The sequence below is a fragment of the Thalassospira sp. SM2505 genome, assembly GCF_054901115.1.
Genome location: NZ_CM142731.1, coordinates 145559 through 162874 on the forward strand (window position 1 = coordinate 145559; position 17316 = coordinate 162874).

The 17316-nt window shown below is 56.2% G+C and carries 13 protein-coding genes; all 13 read right to left on the bottom strand.

All coding sequences use genetic code 11. The features are described 5' to 3' along the window. Positions 1 to 4: 4 nt before the first annotated feature. Complete coding sequence (locus ACTU44_RS00690; RefSeq protein WP_462096405.1) at positions 5 to 1213, bottom strand: hypothetical protein; 1209 nt, start codon at positions 1211 to 1213, stop codon at positions 5 to 7. Between the two features lie 105 nt (positions 1214 to 1318). Further along, positions 1319 to 1444, bottom strand: coding sequence for a hypothetical protein (locus ACTU44_RS00695; protein WP_336079505.1), 126 nt, complete (start codon positions 1442 to 1444; stop codon positions 1319 to 1321). 133 nt (positions 1445 to 1577) lie between these two features. Beyond that, positions 1578 to 2573, bottom strand: a complete 996-nt coding sequence (gene galE, locus ACTU44_RS00700; protein ID WP_114096191.1) for a UDP-glucose 4-epimerase GalE — start codon at positions 2571 to 2573, stop codon at positions 1578 to 1580. A 110-nt stretch (positions 2574 to 2683) separates the two neighbouring features. Next, a complete protein-coding gene (locus tag ACTU44_RS00705; RefSeq protein ID WP_114096192.1) occupies positions 2684 to 3874 on the bottom strand; it encodes a polysaccharide pyruvyl transferase family protein in 1191 nt (396 codons plus the stop codon). A 38-nt stretch (positions 3875 to 3912) separates the two neighbouring features. Beyond that, positions 3913 to 5235 carry a glycosyltransferase family 4 protein gene (locus ACTU44_RS00710; protein WP_336079507.1) on the bottom strand — a complete coding sequence of 441 codons (1323 nt, stop codon included), beginning with the start codon at positions 5233 to 5235 and terminating at the stop codon, positions 3913 to 3915. Next, positions 5222 to 7417, bottom strand: coding sequence for a hypothetical protein (locus ACTU44_RS00715; protein ID WP_462096406.1), 2196 nt, complete (start codon positions 7415 to 7417; stop codon positions 5222 to 5224). Before ACTU44_RS00715 ends, ACTU44_RS00710 begins: the two co-directional genes overlap by 14 nt. Before the next feature lie 66 nt (positions 7418 to 7483). Further along, a complete protein-coding gene (locus ACTU44_RS00720; RefSeq protein WP_462096407.1) occupies positions 7484 to 8269 on the bottom strand; it encodes a hypothetical protein in 786 nt (261 codons plus the stop codon). 20 nt (positions 8270 to 8289) lie between these two features. Then, a complete protein-coding gene (locus ACTU44_RS00725) occupies positions 8290 to 9552 on the bottom strand; it encodes a glycosyltransferase family 4 protein (protein ID WP_114096195.1) in 1263 nt (420 codons plus the stop codon). Beyond that, positions 9549 to 10394 carry a class I SAM-dependent methyltransferase gene (locus tag ACTU44_RS00730; RefSeq protein ID WP_114096196.1) on the bottom strand — a complete coding sequence of 282 codons (846 nt, stop codon included), beginning with the start codon at positions 10392 to 10394 and terminating at the stop codon, positions 9549 to 9551. The genes ACTU44_RS00725 and ACTU44_RS00730 overlap by 4 nt, the downstream gene beginning before the upstream one ends. Further along, the gene (locus ACTU44_RS00735; protein WP_462096408.1) at positions 10391 to 12643 is read right to left on the bottom strand and encodes a glycosyltransferase; all 2253 of its coding nucleotides are present in this window, start codon (positions 12641 to 12643) and stop codon (positions 10391 to 10393) included. The genes ACTU44_RS00730 and ACTU44_RS00735 overlap by 4 nt, the downstream gene beginning before the upstream one ends. Before the next feature lie 72 nt (positions 12644 to 12715). Further along, a complete protein-coding gene (locus ACTU44_RS00740; protein ID WP_114096198.1) occupies positions 12716 to 13510 on the bottom strand; it encodes a calcium-binding protein in 795 nt (264 codons plus the stop codon). A 329-nt stretch (positions 13511 to 13839) separates the two neighbouring features. Continuing rightward, a complete protein-coding gene (locus tag ACTU44_RS00745; RefSeq protein ID WP_462096409.1) occupies positions 13840 to 15222 on the bottom strand; it encodes an HlyD family type I secretion periplasmic adaptor subunit in 1383 nt (460 codons plus the stop codon). Next, a complete protein-coding gene (locus ACTU44_RS00750) occupies positions 15219 to 17009 on the bottom strand; it encodes a type I secretion system permease/ATPase (protein WP_114096200.1) in 1791 nt (596 codons plus the stop codon). The genes ACTU44_RS00745 and ACTU44_RS00750 overlap by 4 nt, the downstream gene beginning before the upstream one ends. Positions 17010 to 17316: the final 307 nt, after the last annotated feature.

Genomic DNA, 17316 nt, shown 5'->3' on the forward strand with positions numbered 1-17316 from the left:
ATCGTTACTCCCTGATCGAGATCGGAACACGGATCAGTTGACGCGGCACGCGCCAGCGGTCCTTGAAGGGTTTGGGCACCAGACGGACAAAGATCAGGCTGGCCTGATCATCGACCGTGCCAAACAGGCGGTCTGTGCTGTCATCATCAATGATCGACGGATAGGCCGAAAAGCTTTCACCCGGTCCGGCATCGGGTTGCAGGGGCTGCTGATAGAGCAATTTCGGATCGGACCAGCGGGTCAGATCTGTCGAGGTCGAATAGAAAAATCCTGCGATATCGTCCTTGCCGGTATTGTTCTTACTGCTCTGGCGAATGCGGTGCTGATAGATCGCGATGAAGCGGTTGGAGTTTTCATCGCGGACCAGACCGCGAATGGATGATACCCCGTTCGGCCCGACGCGCGCGCAGTCGGTTTGGCGCACCGACCAGCCCTGATCGGTCAGGGTGGCGGCCTGCTCAAACCCCGATCCGGTCCAGATATCCCATCGGCCCGGATCATTGGCCGGGGCGCGCACCAGACAGTTTCGCGAGTTTTCCCAGCTATCGGCACGTCGCCAGACAATGGCATAAAGGTAGTTCTGCCACTGAACGATATTGGTCACGGTCACATAGCTTGGCGCGCGTTTGCGATCATCGCGATAGGGCCGGGGCGGCGGAAAGGGCGCATGACGGGGCGGATCACCAAAATAGCTGAACTTCTTGCCGCCATCGGTTGATTTCAGGGTCACCAGACCGTTGATCCAGCAATCGGTGCGCTGGGTGCGGCCTTCACACGGCATGTCATGGCGATAGGGGATGAAGCTTGCACTGCCAAGCGCATAAACATCGCGCCCGTTGCTGGTATAGATCGCCTGAAGCCAGGTGCGATCATCAAGCAATGCCGGGTCGGCCTTGCCTGCGGCCATGAAGCGGCTGTCGCAATCGGGTTTCAGGCTGTCAAAGCCGTAACCGACAAAGGCCCGGTTTTGAAAATTCGGGGCAAACAGCACCATTTTGCCCTGATCATTGCGAAAGGCGCGGGCCGGTGAGTCAGGAAGATGATGGTTATCACAACCATCGACATCACTGTCAAACATCACGGTTTCCGGGCCCGAGACCGTGATTTCGGTATCGGCTGCGGCTGGCGTCCAGCCGGCAAGACCGCCAATCAGCAGCCCCGCGACAAAGGCCGAGAGTGCGACAGATGATCTGGAATATTGAAATCCGGGCACAGCTTACCCCTTTGACAGGCCATAAAAGGACAGGGTGATAAAACAACAAGGAAAAGGGCGACGCGTAGCACTTCTGGGGCAGTGCCACGCGTCACGTCAGCAATGTCACGCCGCCTCTGCGACTTTCGGGGCCGGGAGGAAGCCCAGACAGCGTGCCATGCTGTGTTCCTTGCAGGACACATTTCGCGCATCACGGCATGACCTTGTCCCGGTCAGGAAGGATCGGGTCATTTTGGCATCTCCTGCCGGGTCGGTGAGCACCAGTTGGGGCCGGAACATACCGCACCGGGTCAGATCGCGCCGGGCCACTTGCCAGCATTTGTGCGAACCGCTTGCGCATGTATCGAATGCAGGATGCGGCTTGTCAGGCCGCACTGACTTCGCGACCCTTGAGGCTTTCTTCCCAGTCAAGGGCGTGCCGGACAATCGCCGTGAGATCATCATGAACCGGCTTCCAGCCAAGTTTCTGACGAATGCGGTCGGCCCCGGCAATCAGGGCCGCCGGATCACCGGCACGGCGTTCGGCCAGATCGACGGTGAAATCAACGCCCGAGACCTGTTTGACGGCATCAATGACCTCGCGCACCGAGAAACCGCGCCCATACCCGCAATTCATCACATCGCTTTCGCCGCCCTTTTCAAGATATTCAAGCGCAAGCACATGGGCATTGGCCAGATCGGTGACGTGAATATAGTCACGGATACAGGTGCCATCGGGGGTTTCATAATCCTCGCCATAGATGGCCATTTTCGGCCGGACACCGGTTGCGGCCTGACTGGCGATCTTGATCAGATGGGTCGCCTTGCGCGAAGTCTGCCCCGACCGGCCCGCCGGATCAGCACCGGCAACATTGAAGTAACGCAACGCGACATAGCGCAGATCATGGGCGATCGCAGCATCAGCCAGCATCTTTTCGGTCATCATCTTGGATGTGCCATAGGGCGAGATCGGCTTGAGCGCAAAGTCTTCGAGGATCGGGGTGGTTTCGGGTTCACCGTACACACCCGCGGTCGAGGAAAAGATGAAATGCCTGATCCCGCTATCGACAGCGGCCTGGGCAAGCGCACGGGAATTGACCGTGTTGTTATAGTAATATTCCAGCGGATAGATCACGGAATCCGGCACAATAATCGAACCGGCAAAATGCATGATTGCCGTGACCTCATGTTCGGCGATCACCCGACGCACCAGATCATAGTCACCACAGTCACCTTCGACAAAAGCCGCCCCGGCAGGCACCGCCCAGCGATGCCCCTGAGAGAGATTGTCAAGCACGACGACATTGCGTCCGCCATCAAGCAGTGCGAGTGCCGCGTGGCTACCGATATAACCAGCGCCACCTGTTACAAGTACAGTCATTGCCGTGTCTCCTTGTTGATGTTGCCCATTCTGATCTGGACATACTGGACAAGCACGGCCGCCATGACCTTCCCGCGCCGGGGTCGCCATGGCGGCAATACCCGGTGTCGTCACGCAACCTTTCGTTCGGGCTGCGCGTCCCTGCTCATGACATTGAGCATCTTGTGATCGATGTTGTTTTCGCTCAGGAACGTCGCCATCTCGCGATAGGTCTGGAACCAGGCGCGGTTGAACTTGTCGAAAAGATCCTGATTCCAGTAATCCTCAAGCACGAATTCCTTGGTCGAGAACACGTCATAGGACGGGATCTGATAGGTTTCAGCGAATTCGACCGTCCGGCTGTCATAGGTGAAATAGATCGACGGAACACCGTTCGACAACGCCATCAGATTGCCGTGCAGACGATAGCCCAGCACGCAGTCCTTTTGACGGACAAGGTTTTCATAATCGGCAACCACGTCGGAATAGAACAGCTTTTCGCGATAGAGACGTTCCATCGTGTCGTCGAGATACCAGTTCCTGACCCAGTCATTGTTTTTCAGCGCCTGCATCGCTTCTTCGCGCTGCATGTTGCTGCCAAAGACCAGTTTTTTCTCTTCGGGTTCACCCTGAGCCATCAGGGTGATGTCATCGAACCTGCCAGCAAGCTCCTTGACCAGATCACGATGGAAGGTCAGGTAACGCTTGATGTCCTGCGCATAGGCCGGTGACACTTCGCGGCGCAGGGTGATGCCGACATTGCGCACACTATCAAGCGACGGCAGTTTGATGCGCATGTCGGGATTGTTTTGGCGGAAGGCGGTCGGACAGCCAACGATACGGACATTGGTAATCCCCAGATCCCAAAGGACCTGTGCGGTATAAGCCCCGCGCACCCCGATAGAGGTCGTTGAGTCCGCCATCATGCGCAGAACGGTTTTGGTCTGTTCGGAAAGCTCGAGCTTGCCTTTGACCGGTGCCTGCGCACCAATGCCAAAGCCCAGAACCGGCAATTTCAAGCGTTTGAGAACATCAATGGTATTGCGCCAATCCATTTCCGAATGGATGTAATTCGACCCGCGCAGGAACACATAGTCATATTCCTCGCGAAGACGGTCGATATCTTCCATCTTTGGTTCGGCAATCGGCAGGACACCGAGCTTGTCATAGTTCATCAGTTTCAACGATGAATCGAAAACGAAGGCATCACCGATATTGTGGTAATGGTTGATGCTCCGCTGAACATCCTGATAGTTGTACCACCGGACGCAGTCGTGGTCGTAGACTTCGCCCGACGGGATCATTACGAGAACGCGCGCCATATTGTGTCTCCTTGGTTGATCACGTTTTTGTTCCGAATTCAGGCCGTGCTTGCCACGCTCTGTTCAGAGGCGGCCTTTGCAGACAGCAGGCGCGTTTTCAGAACCTCCCGATACTGCGCAAGATGTTGCTCTGCGCATTCCTGATAGGTCGTGACACGCGGAATCCCTTCGCGCATCCGATCCCAGAGTTTGTTGTCGCTTAGAACTTCGATCAGCCGGTCGGCCAGGTCTTCGGCACTGCCGACACGGAAATGCAGACCATTGACGCCGTCCGTAATTTTTTCGGCCATTCCACCAATATTCGAGCAAATCATCGGTCGACCGTGGAAGAATGCCTCCTGAATGACGACGGGCGAGTTTTCCCACCAGATGGACGGAATGATTGTCCAGTCGGCGAGTTCCATCAGTTTGGGCATTTCCGTATTCTGATAGGCGCCATAGAAGCGCACGCGGTCACCGGCCTTTTCGATCAGGTCATGGACCTTGTCCTGATAGTCCTGTGGCTGGCGGTCCAGATTGCCGCCAAAGATCATCAGACGGGCATCATCGCCCCAGATGTCATCGGGCACACGCCCGACCGCATCGAGCAGGATATCGGCCCCCTTGAACATCGTCAGCTGTCCGAAGAAGGCAAAGCGCGACCGCCGTGGCTGGGTTTTGGAAAGCGGGCGGTCTTTTGCCCGTTCGTCGATATCAAGACCGTTCTCGATCACCGACATTTTTTCGGCCTTCATGCCCCAGTCGATAAAACGATTGGCCAGAAATTCGCTGGGCGACACATAGTGGTCAGCCAGTTCAAGCATCGCCTTGATGAAGCGTTCACGACGCAGGAAGGATGCCGGGGAGATGTTGGGGAAACAGCCATTGCATTCAATCGGGCTTGCCCGGTTGCACAGCTTGGTCCCGCCGCTTTTGAGCATCTGGCCATGGTTGTGGCAGATGGTCAGGAATTCGTGGAACGTAAAGAAGATCGCTGTTTCCGGAAGAGCTTCACGGATGGCATAGATCGTCTCAAGACCAAGGCCCAGATAGTGATGGAAATGCACCACATCGGGCTCGTAATCCTTTACGAAGCGCAGGAAATCGCGATCAATTTCATCGGTGCTGCCATTTGACAGCAGGAAGTGGTCATAGTTTTCGGCGTGATAAAGGATTTCATTGTCCTTTTGACGCAGGCTCATCAATGCCGAGGCGCCATGGCGCGGAACGGGATTGCCAACCCGGGCCAGATAGAAACTTTCGACCCCGTCAATGGCATTGAGCCCCTTATGCAGGTTGTAGGAGGCGACTTCTGCCCCGCCCAAAGACATGCTGGGGTGACCATGCGAAATAACCAGAACACGCAAATCATTCGACGGCATTGTTATGACTCCGCAAGTTTGAGACGACCAGCGACCAGCGGCGATCAAATGCCCAGCGGTCGAGACGATGGGACAGTTCTTCCCAGGCGGGCGCGTTGCTTATGGATTGCTCGCTGCCCAGGACTTCGATTTCGGGAATCCAGAATGACGGGGTTCCGGCCATGCGCAGCTTGAGCGCCAGATCGAGATTTTTCTCGGCCGGGCCGATATAGCCGCGCGTGAAACCGCCAATATCGACGATGGCCTTGCGCGGCAGAATGCAGCATTCAATCGTGCCTGCGGTGACTTCGCTGGGTTCGGCCCCGTCCAGAACAGCACAGGGATAACCGACATAGCGATCCGACAAATACTGATCACCCTTGGCATCGGCTTCGATCCAGGTTCCGGCCCAGCGCACGGAATCGTCTTCAAACAGGATGGTGGGCGACACCAGCGCCTTGCCACCGCGCTTGCGATAGGCGGCATAAAGCTGATCGAACCATCCGTTATAGCGCGGCAGGATATGGGCAGATACCAGCCCAACCGTTTCGGAATTGGTTGCGGCAATCCCGACTTCAAGCGCGTCACAGAAATCCTCGACGCCTTCGGCAAAGACGATACGGGTATTGAGTTTGTAGAAGGCGGCCAGACGCAACATGTCGCTGCCGACCTGATCGAAACTTTCGACCGGGCCTGCAATGACAATCGGCAGATTGCGGGTTGCCTGATCAAGCCCCAGCAGCGCGATGGTGACACCAATATCATTGATCGTATCATCGACACCGACGACCAGCGTTACCGGAGCATTTTCGTCAAAATCGCCGATATCATGGATATCCACCGCATAGGGGTTTTGCGATGTCATGCCCTGAAGCATCGGGCCGAACTGACGTTCAATACTGTTTGATGCGGTCACCGAACGCGGATCAAGTGACGGCAAGACACGCGACAGGGCCTGACGGGCCGATGAACGGGTCGGGTTCAGGGGACAATATGCCGGAAAGGCATCGCTGATCCGCAGTTCGAGATAAACCGGCTGGTCGGAGGGCGGCGTGTCGTCAAGCGGACAGAACACCAGAAAACCGTGATTGTTGCGCGCCGGATTGAGCCCCGAAAACATCGGATCATTGGCAAAGGCGCTGGTAACATCGGCGCGCGATTGTCTGGTCCAGCGATCATCAATGCGGACCACCTCGCCATTCACGCGCAAGAAAACGTTTTCCACAGCCCGGTCAGGATCAAGCATCCAGCCCGAAATCAGCACACCGCTGCCTTCGATCAGCAACGAGAAATCAATGCCGATCCGGACGGGACGATCCAGTTCGGAAACCGTATCGCGGCCATCAAAACGATGGGCAGCCATCTGAAGATGGGTCAGGATATTTTCCGGTGCACGAACCCGGTCAAGAACCGAACGGATATGGGCCGGGACATCCGAGGGCGCGACCAGAACGCGCTGTTGATAGACCTCGATCCCGTACCAGCCTTCGCGGCCCCGGAAATAGACACGTTTGAGTTTGCCGGGATTGATCGGCTTGTCGCCCAGCATCAGGCCGGTAACGCCCGATGCCTCGTCGCCCAGATCATCGCGCTGAAAATCGGCACTGGTCAGTTCAGCCAGAACCGGAACGTCTTCAATTGCAATCACACGGGTTCGCCCGACCGGGAAGTCGCTTGACCAGCCCTGAATATAGATGTCGCCTTCTTCAAGGCCGCCAAGCACCTCGATAAAGCCGTTGCTGCGCGCTGCGGTCTGCACAAGGGCGGCGACCTTTTTCAGGCGCTTCTTGTCGGGATCGCCGGCAAGCAATGCTTCGATCACGCCATCAATCACGGTTGCAAATGCCGGTCCTGACTGATCGGCAATTGATGACAGGATGGCCTCGACCCGTTGTTGACGGTTTTCGATCCGGTATTCGCGTGGCTTTCCCGCCCCCTGAAACAGGGCTGTTTTCAACCGGCGCGGTGCCACATCCTTCATCGGGACAAGGGCCACGAAACCATAGGCATTTTCAGGATCGGTTTCATTGCGTCGCCAGCTGATGACGGATGCCTGTACCTTGGCGTCAGACTGACTGTTGAGATAAATGGCAATTGTTGCCGGAAGCGCATTCCCCACCCCGACCAGAAGGGCAAGGCTTTCGTCAATCAGGGCGGCGACAACCGTTCTGCCATCAAGAGGCATGCCTTGATTTTCCGTCATTTGCGGGCCTCATGAATTCTGAAAACATATTTTGAAAACAAAGTGCTACCTGTCATTTTCATGGGATCACCAGACAATCGCGCCGATTGCCAATCCGGTCGTCACACCGATCAGGCATGACAGGATCAGAAGCGGTGTTTTGAGATCATTGGTGTGCCGCGCAGTCAGAGCCGACAGACGTTCATCAAAACCGCCCAGCGATTTGTCGAAACGGACAAGAAAGACTTCAAGCTCGTCAACGCGGCTTGAAAGTTCTTCCTGTCCGGTGCGGACAAGTTTCACCCCGGCTTCGATGCCGTCATCGGCAGAGGCCAGTTCATCCATGCGTTCGGTCGCACCAATCAGCCGTTTGGCAGCTTCGCGCTGACCGTTTTGCAAGATGTGCTGGGCGGCCAGAAGACGGTCGAGCCGATCAAGAATTTTACCAAGCGGCGCATTCAGGGCGGTGTGGGCTTGCTGTTCGCTTTGCGAGGGAATGCGCAGATCAACTTCATCACGTGAGCCGGGCATCAATGCACAGACACTGATGGTATCCGGACTGGCCAGAGCGGCGTCGGGCAATTCGATTTCAAACGCATGTTTGCCATCGCCAATCCCGTTACGGCGCAGATCGACCCGTTCATTTTCCGCCGTCACCCGCAACAGGGAATGACCGTTCAGGCGGATAATGACTTCGATGCGGGCATCGGGTTGTTGCGGGCACCACACCCATCCGAACAGACGGCTTTGATCAATTGCATCGACCCGCCCTTCGAGCGTCAGCGCATCTTGTGCGTCATTGGCAGACGCATCGTGACCGGCGCCCGGTTTCGGGGCGTTTGTCTTGGCTGGCTGTTTCTCGGCGAGTGCCATAATCATCTCCTTGGTGGATATCAGGCCGCGACGAAATCGGGACGAACCATCTTGCGGAACATCTTGAGATGTTCCTGCGCGACGTCGTCGATCAGGGCGGGCGCGCGGACCTGCCCCGAAAGTTTTTTCCAGAGTTTGGGATTGGTTGCGCAGTCCTTCATGACGCGCGCAAGTTCGGCCGGGTCATCGGGGCGGACATGAATGCCATCGTGACCATCACGCACCATTTCGGCCATGCCACCGATGCCGCTGGTAATCACCGGGCGGCCATGCTGGAAGGCTTCCTGAATGACCAGCGGGGCATTTTCCCACCAGATTGACGGGACAATGACCCAGTCAACACGCGCCATCAGATCGGCGATTTCATCGCGTTCATAGGCACCCATGTGCTGAACGTGATGGCTGCTTTTCGCAAACAGGTCGTGCATCTTTTCGGTAAAGGCGACGGTCTGAAACAGCACATCACCGTGAATGCGCAACGCGAAATCGGTTTCCGCCTCAACCAGCTTCCGGCTGGCTTCAAGCAGGACATCGGCCCCTTTCCAGGGATTGAGATTGCCGAAATAGCCAAACACATTTGGCATGCCGGTTCCGATATTGCGTCTTGGTGCAGGTGCAACCGGTGGCCGACCGTTGTTGATCACAACAATCCTGTCGGGATCAATGCCCCAGTCAACATAGCGATCCTTAAGGAACGCGCTGGGCGAGACGAACTGATCAACAACACGCAGATGATTGCGGATATTGACCGCGCGCATGACATGCTGATCGGATGTAAATCCGTCCAGTCCGCACAGACGACCGATGGCATCGGGTTTGGTATAGCGTTTGCGCGTGTCACGATGGACCATCAGCCCGTCATTGGGGCAAATCTGATAATAGTCATGCAAGGTCATGACGATCCGGCAATGGGGCAAAACCCGCCGGATCAGCATCGGCAATTCGATCCCCCACAACACCAGATGGTGGATGTGAACAATGTCGGGATCCCAGCTTTTGAGCAGGCGGGCAAAATCGGGGGCAACCGCATAAAGATCGGTTTGCGACATGTTGAACCGGTCAAAGTGACCCGCCCAGAACAGCATCTCATCGCCCGCATCATTGATTGCCTGAAAACTGGTGCCCGGCCGACGTTCGCGATGGACATCGTTGGTCGCCGCCACAAACAGGGCGTCGCATTCGGCGCGCTTGTAGGCGTGGAACAGATCATGGGCAAAAATCTCTGTGCCGCCGGGGTGAAGATCGGGGTGATTGTGCGCAAGCACCATGACGCGCGGGTTCATGCGGACCTCCGCGGTTTTTGGGCAACAAGAATGTCCTGATAGTGATCACCGCCATCCCCGCGCCATGCGCCGAAACTTCTGGTCGCCAGCTCAAGGCCGGTGTGGTTCAGGACGTCTTCGATAAAGGCCTCGTCGAAGCCGACGGCGGCCATCGGATTTTCCCCGCGCAGATGCCAGGATGGCTGACCTTCGGCCTTTTCAAAGCTGGTCAGGCGGGCATCGCATCCCGGTTTTGCCGGATCGTCGGTATCGCGAATGATGAAGGCCGTCATGAAAAGACGACCACCGGGACGCAGCACGCGGAAGACCTCGGAACAATAGGTTTCGATTTCTTGTGGCGGCAGATGGGTTGCCACCGAGATCATTGCAGTGAAATCGAATGTTCCGTCCTGAAAAGGCAGCCGCATGCTGCGTCCGCTGATCGCCCCTTCGGGGTTATAAAGATCGTTATGGATATCAAGCGCTTCGAAGCGGAAATTGGGATAAGCCGGTGTGATGGAGCGTTTGCACCATTCAATGCCGCTACGCACCGGATCAAGACCGCGATAAATCGCCTGCGCGGGATCAAGAAACTGTGTCAGGGGCACGGCAATACGGCCAATGCCACAACCGATATCAAGAACATCATCGGTCGGTGACAAACCGGCACGACGCACAAAATGACCAAGGAATTCGGCACCGATTGTGCGGTAATCGCCATCGCCGACAAAGACTTCTTCCTCGGGCGGGACCGGCAGGAACCGATTGGCAATCACCTGCTGACACAGCCATTCCAGACGGGTTTCATCGACCGGCATTTTGGGCGGATATTGATGTTCGGACAGGGCGAGAACCTGGCTCATGCCGCGGCTCCTTGTCTGGTTTCGGGGCTGGTTTTGGTGGGGGATTTGTTTTGCGAAACGCCATTGGCGTGGATGTCTTCGAGCATCTCGCGCCAGCGTGACGCATGCAGCCAGCCGTTATATTCGGCAGCCACCCCGCGCATGTAATCGACATGGGTCGAGATCGATTTGCGTTCGAAGTGATAGAGACTGACATCGGGGATATATTTGATGTCAAAATCGGCCTTGCGGATTTTCAGACACAGATCGCTGTCCTCGAAATCCCCGATCACGTAATCCTCGGTAAAGCCGCCGACTTCTTCAAAAGCATCCCGATGGATCATCAGGCAGGCACCGGTGACACCGGGAACGGAGCGTTCAATATTGGCGTCACGGAACTGATCGGGCATGCCCTTGTGATAGTGGTAGTTCAACCACTTGCCGCTTTCATTGGGGGCGAAATACATCCCGGCATGCTGGATCGAGCCATCTTCAAACAGAAGCTTTGGCCCGACGGCGGCGACTTCCTGTGGCCCGCCCATTTTCGATGCCAGTCCCTCTACCCAGCCGGGCATATGCGGGATCACATCGGAATTCAGCATTGCCAGCAAATGGGCACGCGCATGCTGCGCACCGGCATTGCAGGCCCGTGCATAACCGCCATTGCGTGACATGATCACAAGCCGCATCGGGATGCCGTAAAGGATATGAAGCCCGCGCAGCAGATGTTCGCATTCTTCGGCCTGTTCGGGGGAATCAAGGACAAAGATCAGCTCGCAATTGGCAACCAGCCATGGATCACAGGCAAAAGCCCCGATCTGGGCCCGCAGGAAACCAAGCACACGATAAAGCGGCACAATGATCGAGGCATGCGGGTCTGGATGCTGAGCGCCAAGCTCGATCACGCGGTCAGTTTTGGCGAGATTCATAAGCTTTTGCTGCAAATCGCCAATGACCGGCGCCAGACAGTTTTCGATAATTTCATTGGTCAGATGTTGCGGCGGAACAGCGCGCAAGATGCGGGCACGCGCCTCGGCCGGGTCAATCGGCTGTGCGGGCGGCACCATCAGATGGCGATTGCCCGATGTCAGGCGCATTACGCTTCGGGGCTGAAGGATCGGAACCGGGCTTTGGATATCCTGATAAAAGCCGACAAATCCGGTGGCCGGAACCGTGCGATCCTCGTCCTGGACATTGCCGGTATAGCGATAGAAACCATCGCCGAACGGATGGGCGATGCCGTTGCTATCAAGAAGATCAATGCCGGCAATCATATCGACCGGATCACGATACCAGCCCCCGATCAGCGTGCCACGCGCCGTCGTAACGGCAAGGTCGACCTCGCCACTTGGCAGCGACCCGCCACCGGCAACGCGCTGACTTGCAAGGGGACAACGGATCTGAAATTCAATTGCCGCCTTGCTTGCGGTCGGGCCGGAGCGCGCCAGTGCCCCGATGATATATTCACGCAAATCGGCATCGGACTTGCCGCGTGCCTGCCACCAGCGGGCAAGTGACGGCATCTTTGCGGTGCCGGACAATTTCCGGATGGCAAGGGTGCGCACACCGGTCGCAACCACAAAGGCCCCGTCTTCGGTGCCCGCACGATCCGCAATCATGTAGACAAGGTTCTGGCCGTTCTGGCCGCGATCACTGACATGGGGTGTCTGGGCCAGACGCCGGAAGCCGGTCGGGGACACGATATAGACGGCTTCAAGATCGCTAAAGGCTTCGGGCAATCCGGCGGCAAGCAGCATCTTGTCATCGGTCAGCTTGGCAAGCGCATTGGCGCGCTGCGGACGTTCAACGATTTCCGCGACCAGATGGTTGAGAAAACTGTTGTAGCTTTTGCTCAGGCGCAGCCGGAACATGCTGGCCCACATGCCAAACAGGGCGGCAACCAGCGACAGACGCCCGGACGGGGTGACGTCATCAATCAGGGACTGGGCATTTACAAAATCGAAATCGCCATCGGGCTCGATTGTGACTTCGTCCTTTCGCCCGAGCGTTCCCGATTCAGCCAGAAACGACACCGGTTCATCCTTGGGACGGCGGATAACGCGCAGCAACCGGGTCCCGCCACCATTGAGCGGCAGACGCAAGGTCGCCTGGGGCGAAATTGCTTTGTGATCGGTGGTTTCGAGCTTGGGCACCTCCCACAATCGGGTCGGTGTATCCCAGATCAAAAGCAGCGTATCAGGGTTCAAAAGGCAAACGTCCGGCGCTTCGCCGGTCGTCCGCACAGCATCGGACGAGGCAAATTCAAGCATGACTATCTTTCGCTTTACTTGAAGTCGGGGACGAAGCGCCCGCAGCAATGGCTGCGGACGCAACTCGTCGGATTACTGGACGCTAAAGAAGCTGTCCGGATCGTCCTGTACGTCTTCCGCATCGACATTGTTAAGGGTGATGGAATCCCCGTTACCAAGGTCAATGACAGTGTTCGCGCCAACCTGCGTTGCACGGGCAGCAACGTCATCGGCGGTTTCAATGCCGGTGTCGTTGATATTGCTGCTAATGGAAAGCATGTCGTCGCCAGCGTGGAAGTCGAGAACAACATCGTTGCCGCCACCGCCGGAGAACACGAATGTGTCGCCGCCAGAACCGCCGGAAAGAATGTCGTCACCGGCACCGCCATCGATGACATCATCACCCGAACCACCAAGAATGACGTCATCACCGGCACCGCCCTGAAGAACATCGTCTCCAGAACCGCCCAGCATGACATCATCGCCTTCGCCACCGAGTACGATGTCTTCACCAGCGCCACCGATCAGCAGATCACTACCGGATCCGCCATCGAGCACGTCGTTGCCTGAACCGCCAAGCAGGGCATCGGAATCAGCCCCCCCGGACAGAACATCTTCACCAGAGCCACCCATCAAAAGGTCGCTGCCGGCATCCCCGATCAATGCATCGTCTCCCGATCCACCAAACAGGAAGTCGTTTCCTTCGCCGCCAATGGCAATGTCATCGCCCGAGCCGCCGAACAAGGCATCATCGCCTTCTTCGCCAAACAGAACGTCGTCATTGCCTTGACCGAAGATTGTATCGTCACCGCCACGTCCAAAAATGACGTCACTGAAACGAGATCCGAGAAGCGCATCATCAAAGGCGCCGCCTTCGAGAGTTGCCATGTAATCCTCCTTCGTGTCCCAACATTATTGACATCGCGGGGATGTTTCCCTCGCGAGAGGATGGCCGTTCCCTCAGGGCAAACTGAAAGTCGCCCTGAACGACCACTCAGAAACCCTATATTTTTTTATTTAGTATGTGGAGGGTATTGTCGTGTTTTTATTTTGTCAATATTGTGACTTACTTCAAAAGTAACTCGCTTATTTGATTATTATTTGTTCTATTTTATTTTTTATTTACTTCAAATTTCGATCAATACTTTAAGTAAAAAGGCCGTCCCCGTTGAGTTTCAGGAACGGCCTTGATGGCAAAGGGCTTGATTTCGGCTGCCTTATTCCTCGCGGAATGCCTTTTCCATGCTCTGGGCAATCGGGTCGATGAGATAATCAATCGCCTTGCGCGGTGACTTCAGCACAAGAATGCTGGCCGGCATGCCCGGGCGCAATTTGATGTCTTCATGCTTTGCCAACTCATCTGGATTGATGGCCGCACGCACGATGTAATATGAGCTATCACGTTGCTCATCAACGGTTTGGTCGGCCGCGACATAGCGAACTTCACCGGCCAGCGGGGCCAGTTTGCGCTGACTATAGGCGGTCAGTCGAATTTGCGCCTTTGAGCCGACATGGACCGAGTCGATATCCTGTCGATTGATGCGCGCCTCGATCACCAATGGTTCGTCTTCGGGGATGATATCCATGATCGGCTCGGCCGGGCTGATGACCCCGCCCGGTGTCCTGATCTGGATATTGGCAACGGTTCCCGATTGCGGTGCCTTGACTTCCAGACGGTCCAGAACATCGCGGCTGGCACGGATACGCTGGGTCACGTCATTCAGCGCCAGCTGGGCTTCCTGAATTTCGGTTGCGATATCGCTTTGCCATTCCATCTCGATTGAAGCCAGATTGATCTCGGCTTCGGCCTTTTGTTGCTGGGCTGCGGCTTTCTGGGCTTTGAATTCGCCCATATCCCCGACCAGATCCGACCAGTTATTTTCAATTTCAACCAGCTGGGTGCGGGTGGCAAAGCCCTTTTCGGCAAGCTGGCGGATGCCCTGAAGCTGTTCTGCGACAAGCTTTTCCTGCCGGGTGCGCGCCTTGATCTGGGAAGCAAGTGCCTGGGCTTCGGCTTCGAACTGTTCGATCTGTTTGGCCTGGGCATCAAGCTTGGCGGCATAGACTTCCTGACGCTTGGCAAACAGGCGTTTTTCATCGCGGAGAATATCGGCGACATAGCTTTCGGCATTCTGCGTAAGTTCGGTCGGGAAAATGACTTCCCTGTCGCCCCGCTGCTCGGCGCGCAGCCGGGTCAGCTTTGCCAGAAGACCGTAGCGTTCGCCGCGCAACTGACCGAGTTCTGATTCACTGCGCGTACCATCAAGCAGCGCAAGGGTCTGCCCGACCGTGACCCGATCCCCCTCCTCGACCACAAGCTGTTTGAGGATACCGCCTTCATAGTGGTTGACGGTCTTTTTGCGGGAATCAACGATCACCGATCCGTTGGCCACCGCCGCACTGTCAAGCTCGGCTGTAAATCCCCAGGTCAGAAAACCGCCAAAGCCCAGAACAATGACCGCAATCCCGGCAAGGATCGGTTTGCGCAGACTCTGGCGGGATGCTTCGCGTTCTTCGGTCAGGATCTGGTGCCATGGCACCTGCGGATCATCGACCGGGATCAGCGCGCCTTCATTATCAACATCAATGACACGGCTCATGCTGCACCTCCGCTTTCCTGCTTGTGGGCGATGACGGGAATGTTTTTGATCCCGTCGCCCTCATTGGACATGTTGCGGATGATGTCTGTCCGTTCGCCAAACTGTTTGACCCGACCGTCCTGCATCACCAGCAATTTATGGGCGTACTGCATGATGCTCTGACGATGGGCGATCAGCACCACCATCGCCCCGGAATCGGCGGCCTGCCGCACGGCCCGGATCAGGGATGCCTCGCCCTCGGCATCAAGATTTGCGTTGGGTTCATCAAGGACAAGCAGACGCGGCCAGCCATAAAGGGCACGTGCGAGTGCAATGCGCTGTTGCTGCCCCCCTGAAAGCGTATGGCGACCCGCCCCAATCGGTGTGTCATAGCCCAGCGGCAGACGCCCGATCATTTCATGCACACCGGCGGCGCGTGCGGCATTGATCACCTTGCGCGGATTTGAATCGCGCATCCGGCTGATATTGTCGCGAATTGTCCCGTTCAAAAGCGACACCGATTGCGGCAAATAGCCCACCATGTCGCCAAACGATCCGCGTTCCCACAAATAGGCATTATGCCCATTCAGATACACCCCGCCCGATGTCGGTTTGGCCGCCCCGACAAGCAACCGCGACAGGGTTGATTTACCCGCCGCAGACGGGCCAACCACGCCAAGGATTTCACCGGGGAAAAGTTCAAAACTGACCCCGCGCAACACCGGCACATTTGATCCCGGCACGGCATAGACCAGATTATCCACCAGAAGCGGACCTTCGGAACGCGGGGTTGGTTTGATTTCACGTTCTGACTGGGTTTCTTCGAGCATCGAGCGAATGCGTTTCCAGGCCGAAATTGCCCCCACCCATGCCCGCCAGTCGCGCGTCACATTGTCAAAGGGCAAAAGCAACCGCCCCATGATCACCGTCCCCCCGATCATGGCGCCGGGCGTGGTTTCACCGATAATCACCAGATAAGCCCCCATCGCCAGAATGACGATCTGCATGCCGAATCGCACCGTTCGGGTCATGGAATACATGCCCTTGCTGCGCATATTGCCGACATCAAGAAGCTCGCTTGCATGTATCTGTTCACGCCGCCAGCGCATGGCCAGCGCCGGCATCATGCCCATGGCCTCGATCGCCTCGGCATTGGAAACAGTGGCCCCGATATCGCCAATATTGCGCAGATTGGCATCGGTTCCCTCCTTGGTGACCTGCCGGACCAGCAAATCACCGAGCAAGCTGAACCCGATCAGGATCAGAACCGCGACCAGCCCGGCGATGCCGTAATAGGGATGCAGCGCAAACATCACCAACAGGAAGATCGGCGACCACAGGGCTTCCAGCGGTGCGCCGATTGTCGAACCATTGATGAAGTTTCGAAGATCGGACAAATCCCGCAAAACCTGCGTGCCATGCAGCGATCCCTTTTCAAGGGCGACGCGCATTGCCGCAGAAATGGCGGGCAGATTGACACGGCGCAGCAGGGATTTTGCCATTTCCTGAAAAACCAGCGCGCGCAAGAAGTCGAGAATCCCGAACAGGATGATTGCGGCAATCGCGATCACCAGAAGCAGGATCAGGGTATCGGTACTTTGACTGTTGATAACGCGATCATGCACCTGAAGCATGAAAAGCGGCACGGTCAATTGCAGCACATTGATAAAGCCGCTCATGACCCCGGCCCAGCCCAACCCCCGTACAAAGGTATATCGGGCTTCGCGGATTACCGACTGCACGTCGAGTGCTGGTCTGGCATCCTTGTTTTCCAAAGGTTTTGCCAGCTTTTTCCGACCAAAATGCATCGAATTTCATCCAATTACTCAAAAGTCATAGTTTTTCCGCAATCTAATCACATAGTTGCGATGACATGATGATCTACAATAAATTTAAATATGTCGATCTCATGTTGATGGTTGGACAATGTAAAAACTAATAACTCAGAAGTAATTCAAAAATAAAAACACTTTAGAATTACTTCTTTAATACGAGCATAACTGTGGGAAGTAAGGGCGTGCGGAAAATCGTTCAAGAACAACGTCCTGTTGTCTTCCCCAAAACGAAAATTGTGCCTTGGCATATTGCTTTGGCATCAAATCTCGCTTGGGACCA

Bases quoted from the DNA above. Each gene is read 5' to 3' on its own strand.
- ACTU44_RS00695 (WP_336079505.1), bottom strand. From the start codon at position 1,444: ATGACCCGATCCTTCCTGACCGGGACAAGGTCATGCCGTGATGCGCGA.
- ACTU44_RS00740 (WP_114096198.1), bottom strand. From the start codon at position 13,510: ATGGCAACTCTCGAAGGCGGCGCCTTTGATGATGCGCTTCTCGGATCT.
- ACTU44_RS00725 (WP_114096195.1), bottom strand. From the start codon at position 9,552: ATGAACCCGCGCGTCATGGTGCTTGCGCACAATCACCCCGATCTTCAC.
- ACTU44_RS00730 (WP_114096196.1), bottom strand. From the start codon at position 10,394: ATGAGCCAGGTTCTCGCCCTGTCCGAACATCAATATCCGCCCAAAATG.
- ACTU44_RS00705 (WP_114096192.1), bottom strand. From the start codon at position 3,874: ATGGCGCGCGTTCTCGTAATGATCCCGTCGGGCGAAGTCTACGACCAC.
- galE (WP_114096191.1), bottom strand. From the start codon at position 2,573: ATGACTGTACTTGTAACAGGTGGCGCTGGTTATATCGGTAGCCACGCG.
- ACTU44_RS00710 (WP_336079507.1), bottom strand. From the start codon at position 5,235: ATGCCGTCGAATGATTTGCGTGTTCTGGTTATTTCGCATGGTCACCCC.
- ACTU44_RS00750 (WP_114096200.1), bottom strand. From the start codon at position 17,009: ATGCATTTTGGTCGGAAAAAGCTGGCAAAACCTTTGGAAAACAAGGAT.
- ACTU44_RS00720 (WP_462096407.1), bottom strand. From the start codon at position 8,269: ATGGCACTCGCCGAGAAACAGCCAGCCAAGACAAACGCCCCGAAACCG.
- ACTU44_RS00735 (WP_462096408.1), bottom strand. From the start codon at position 12,643: ATGCTTGAATTTGCCTCGTCCGATGCTGTGCGGACGACCGGCGAAGCG.
- ACTU44_RS00745 (WP_462096409.1), bottom strand. From the start codon at position 15,222: ATGAGCCGTGTCATTGATGTTGATAATGAAGGCGCGCTGATCCCGGTC.
- ACTU44_RS00715 (WP_462096406.1), bottom strand. From the start codon at position 7,417: ATGACGGAAAATCAAGGCATGCCTCTTGATGGCAGAACGGTTGTCGCC.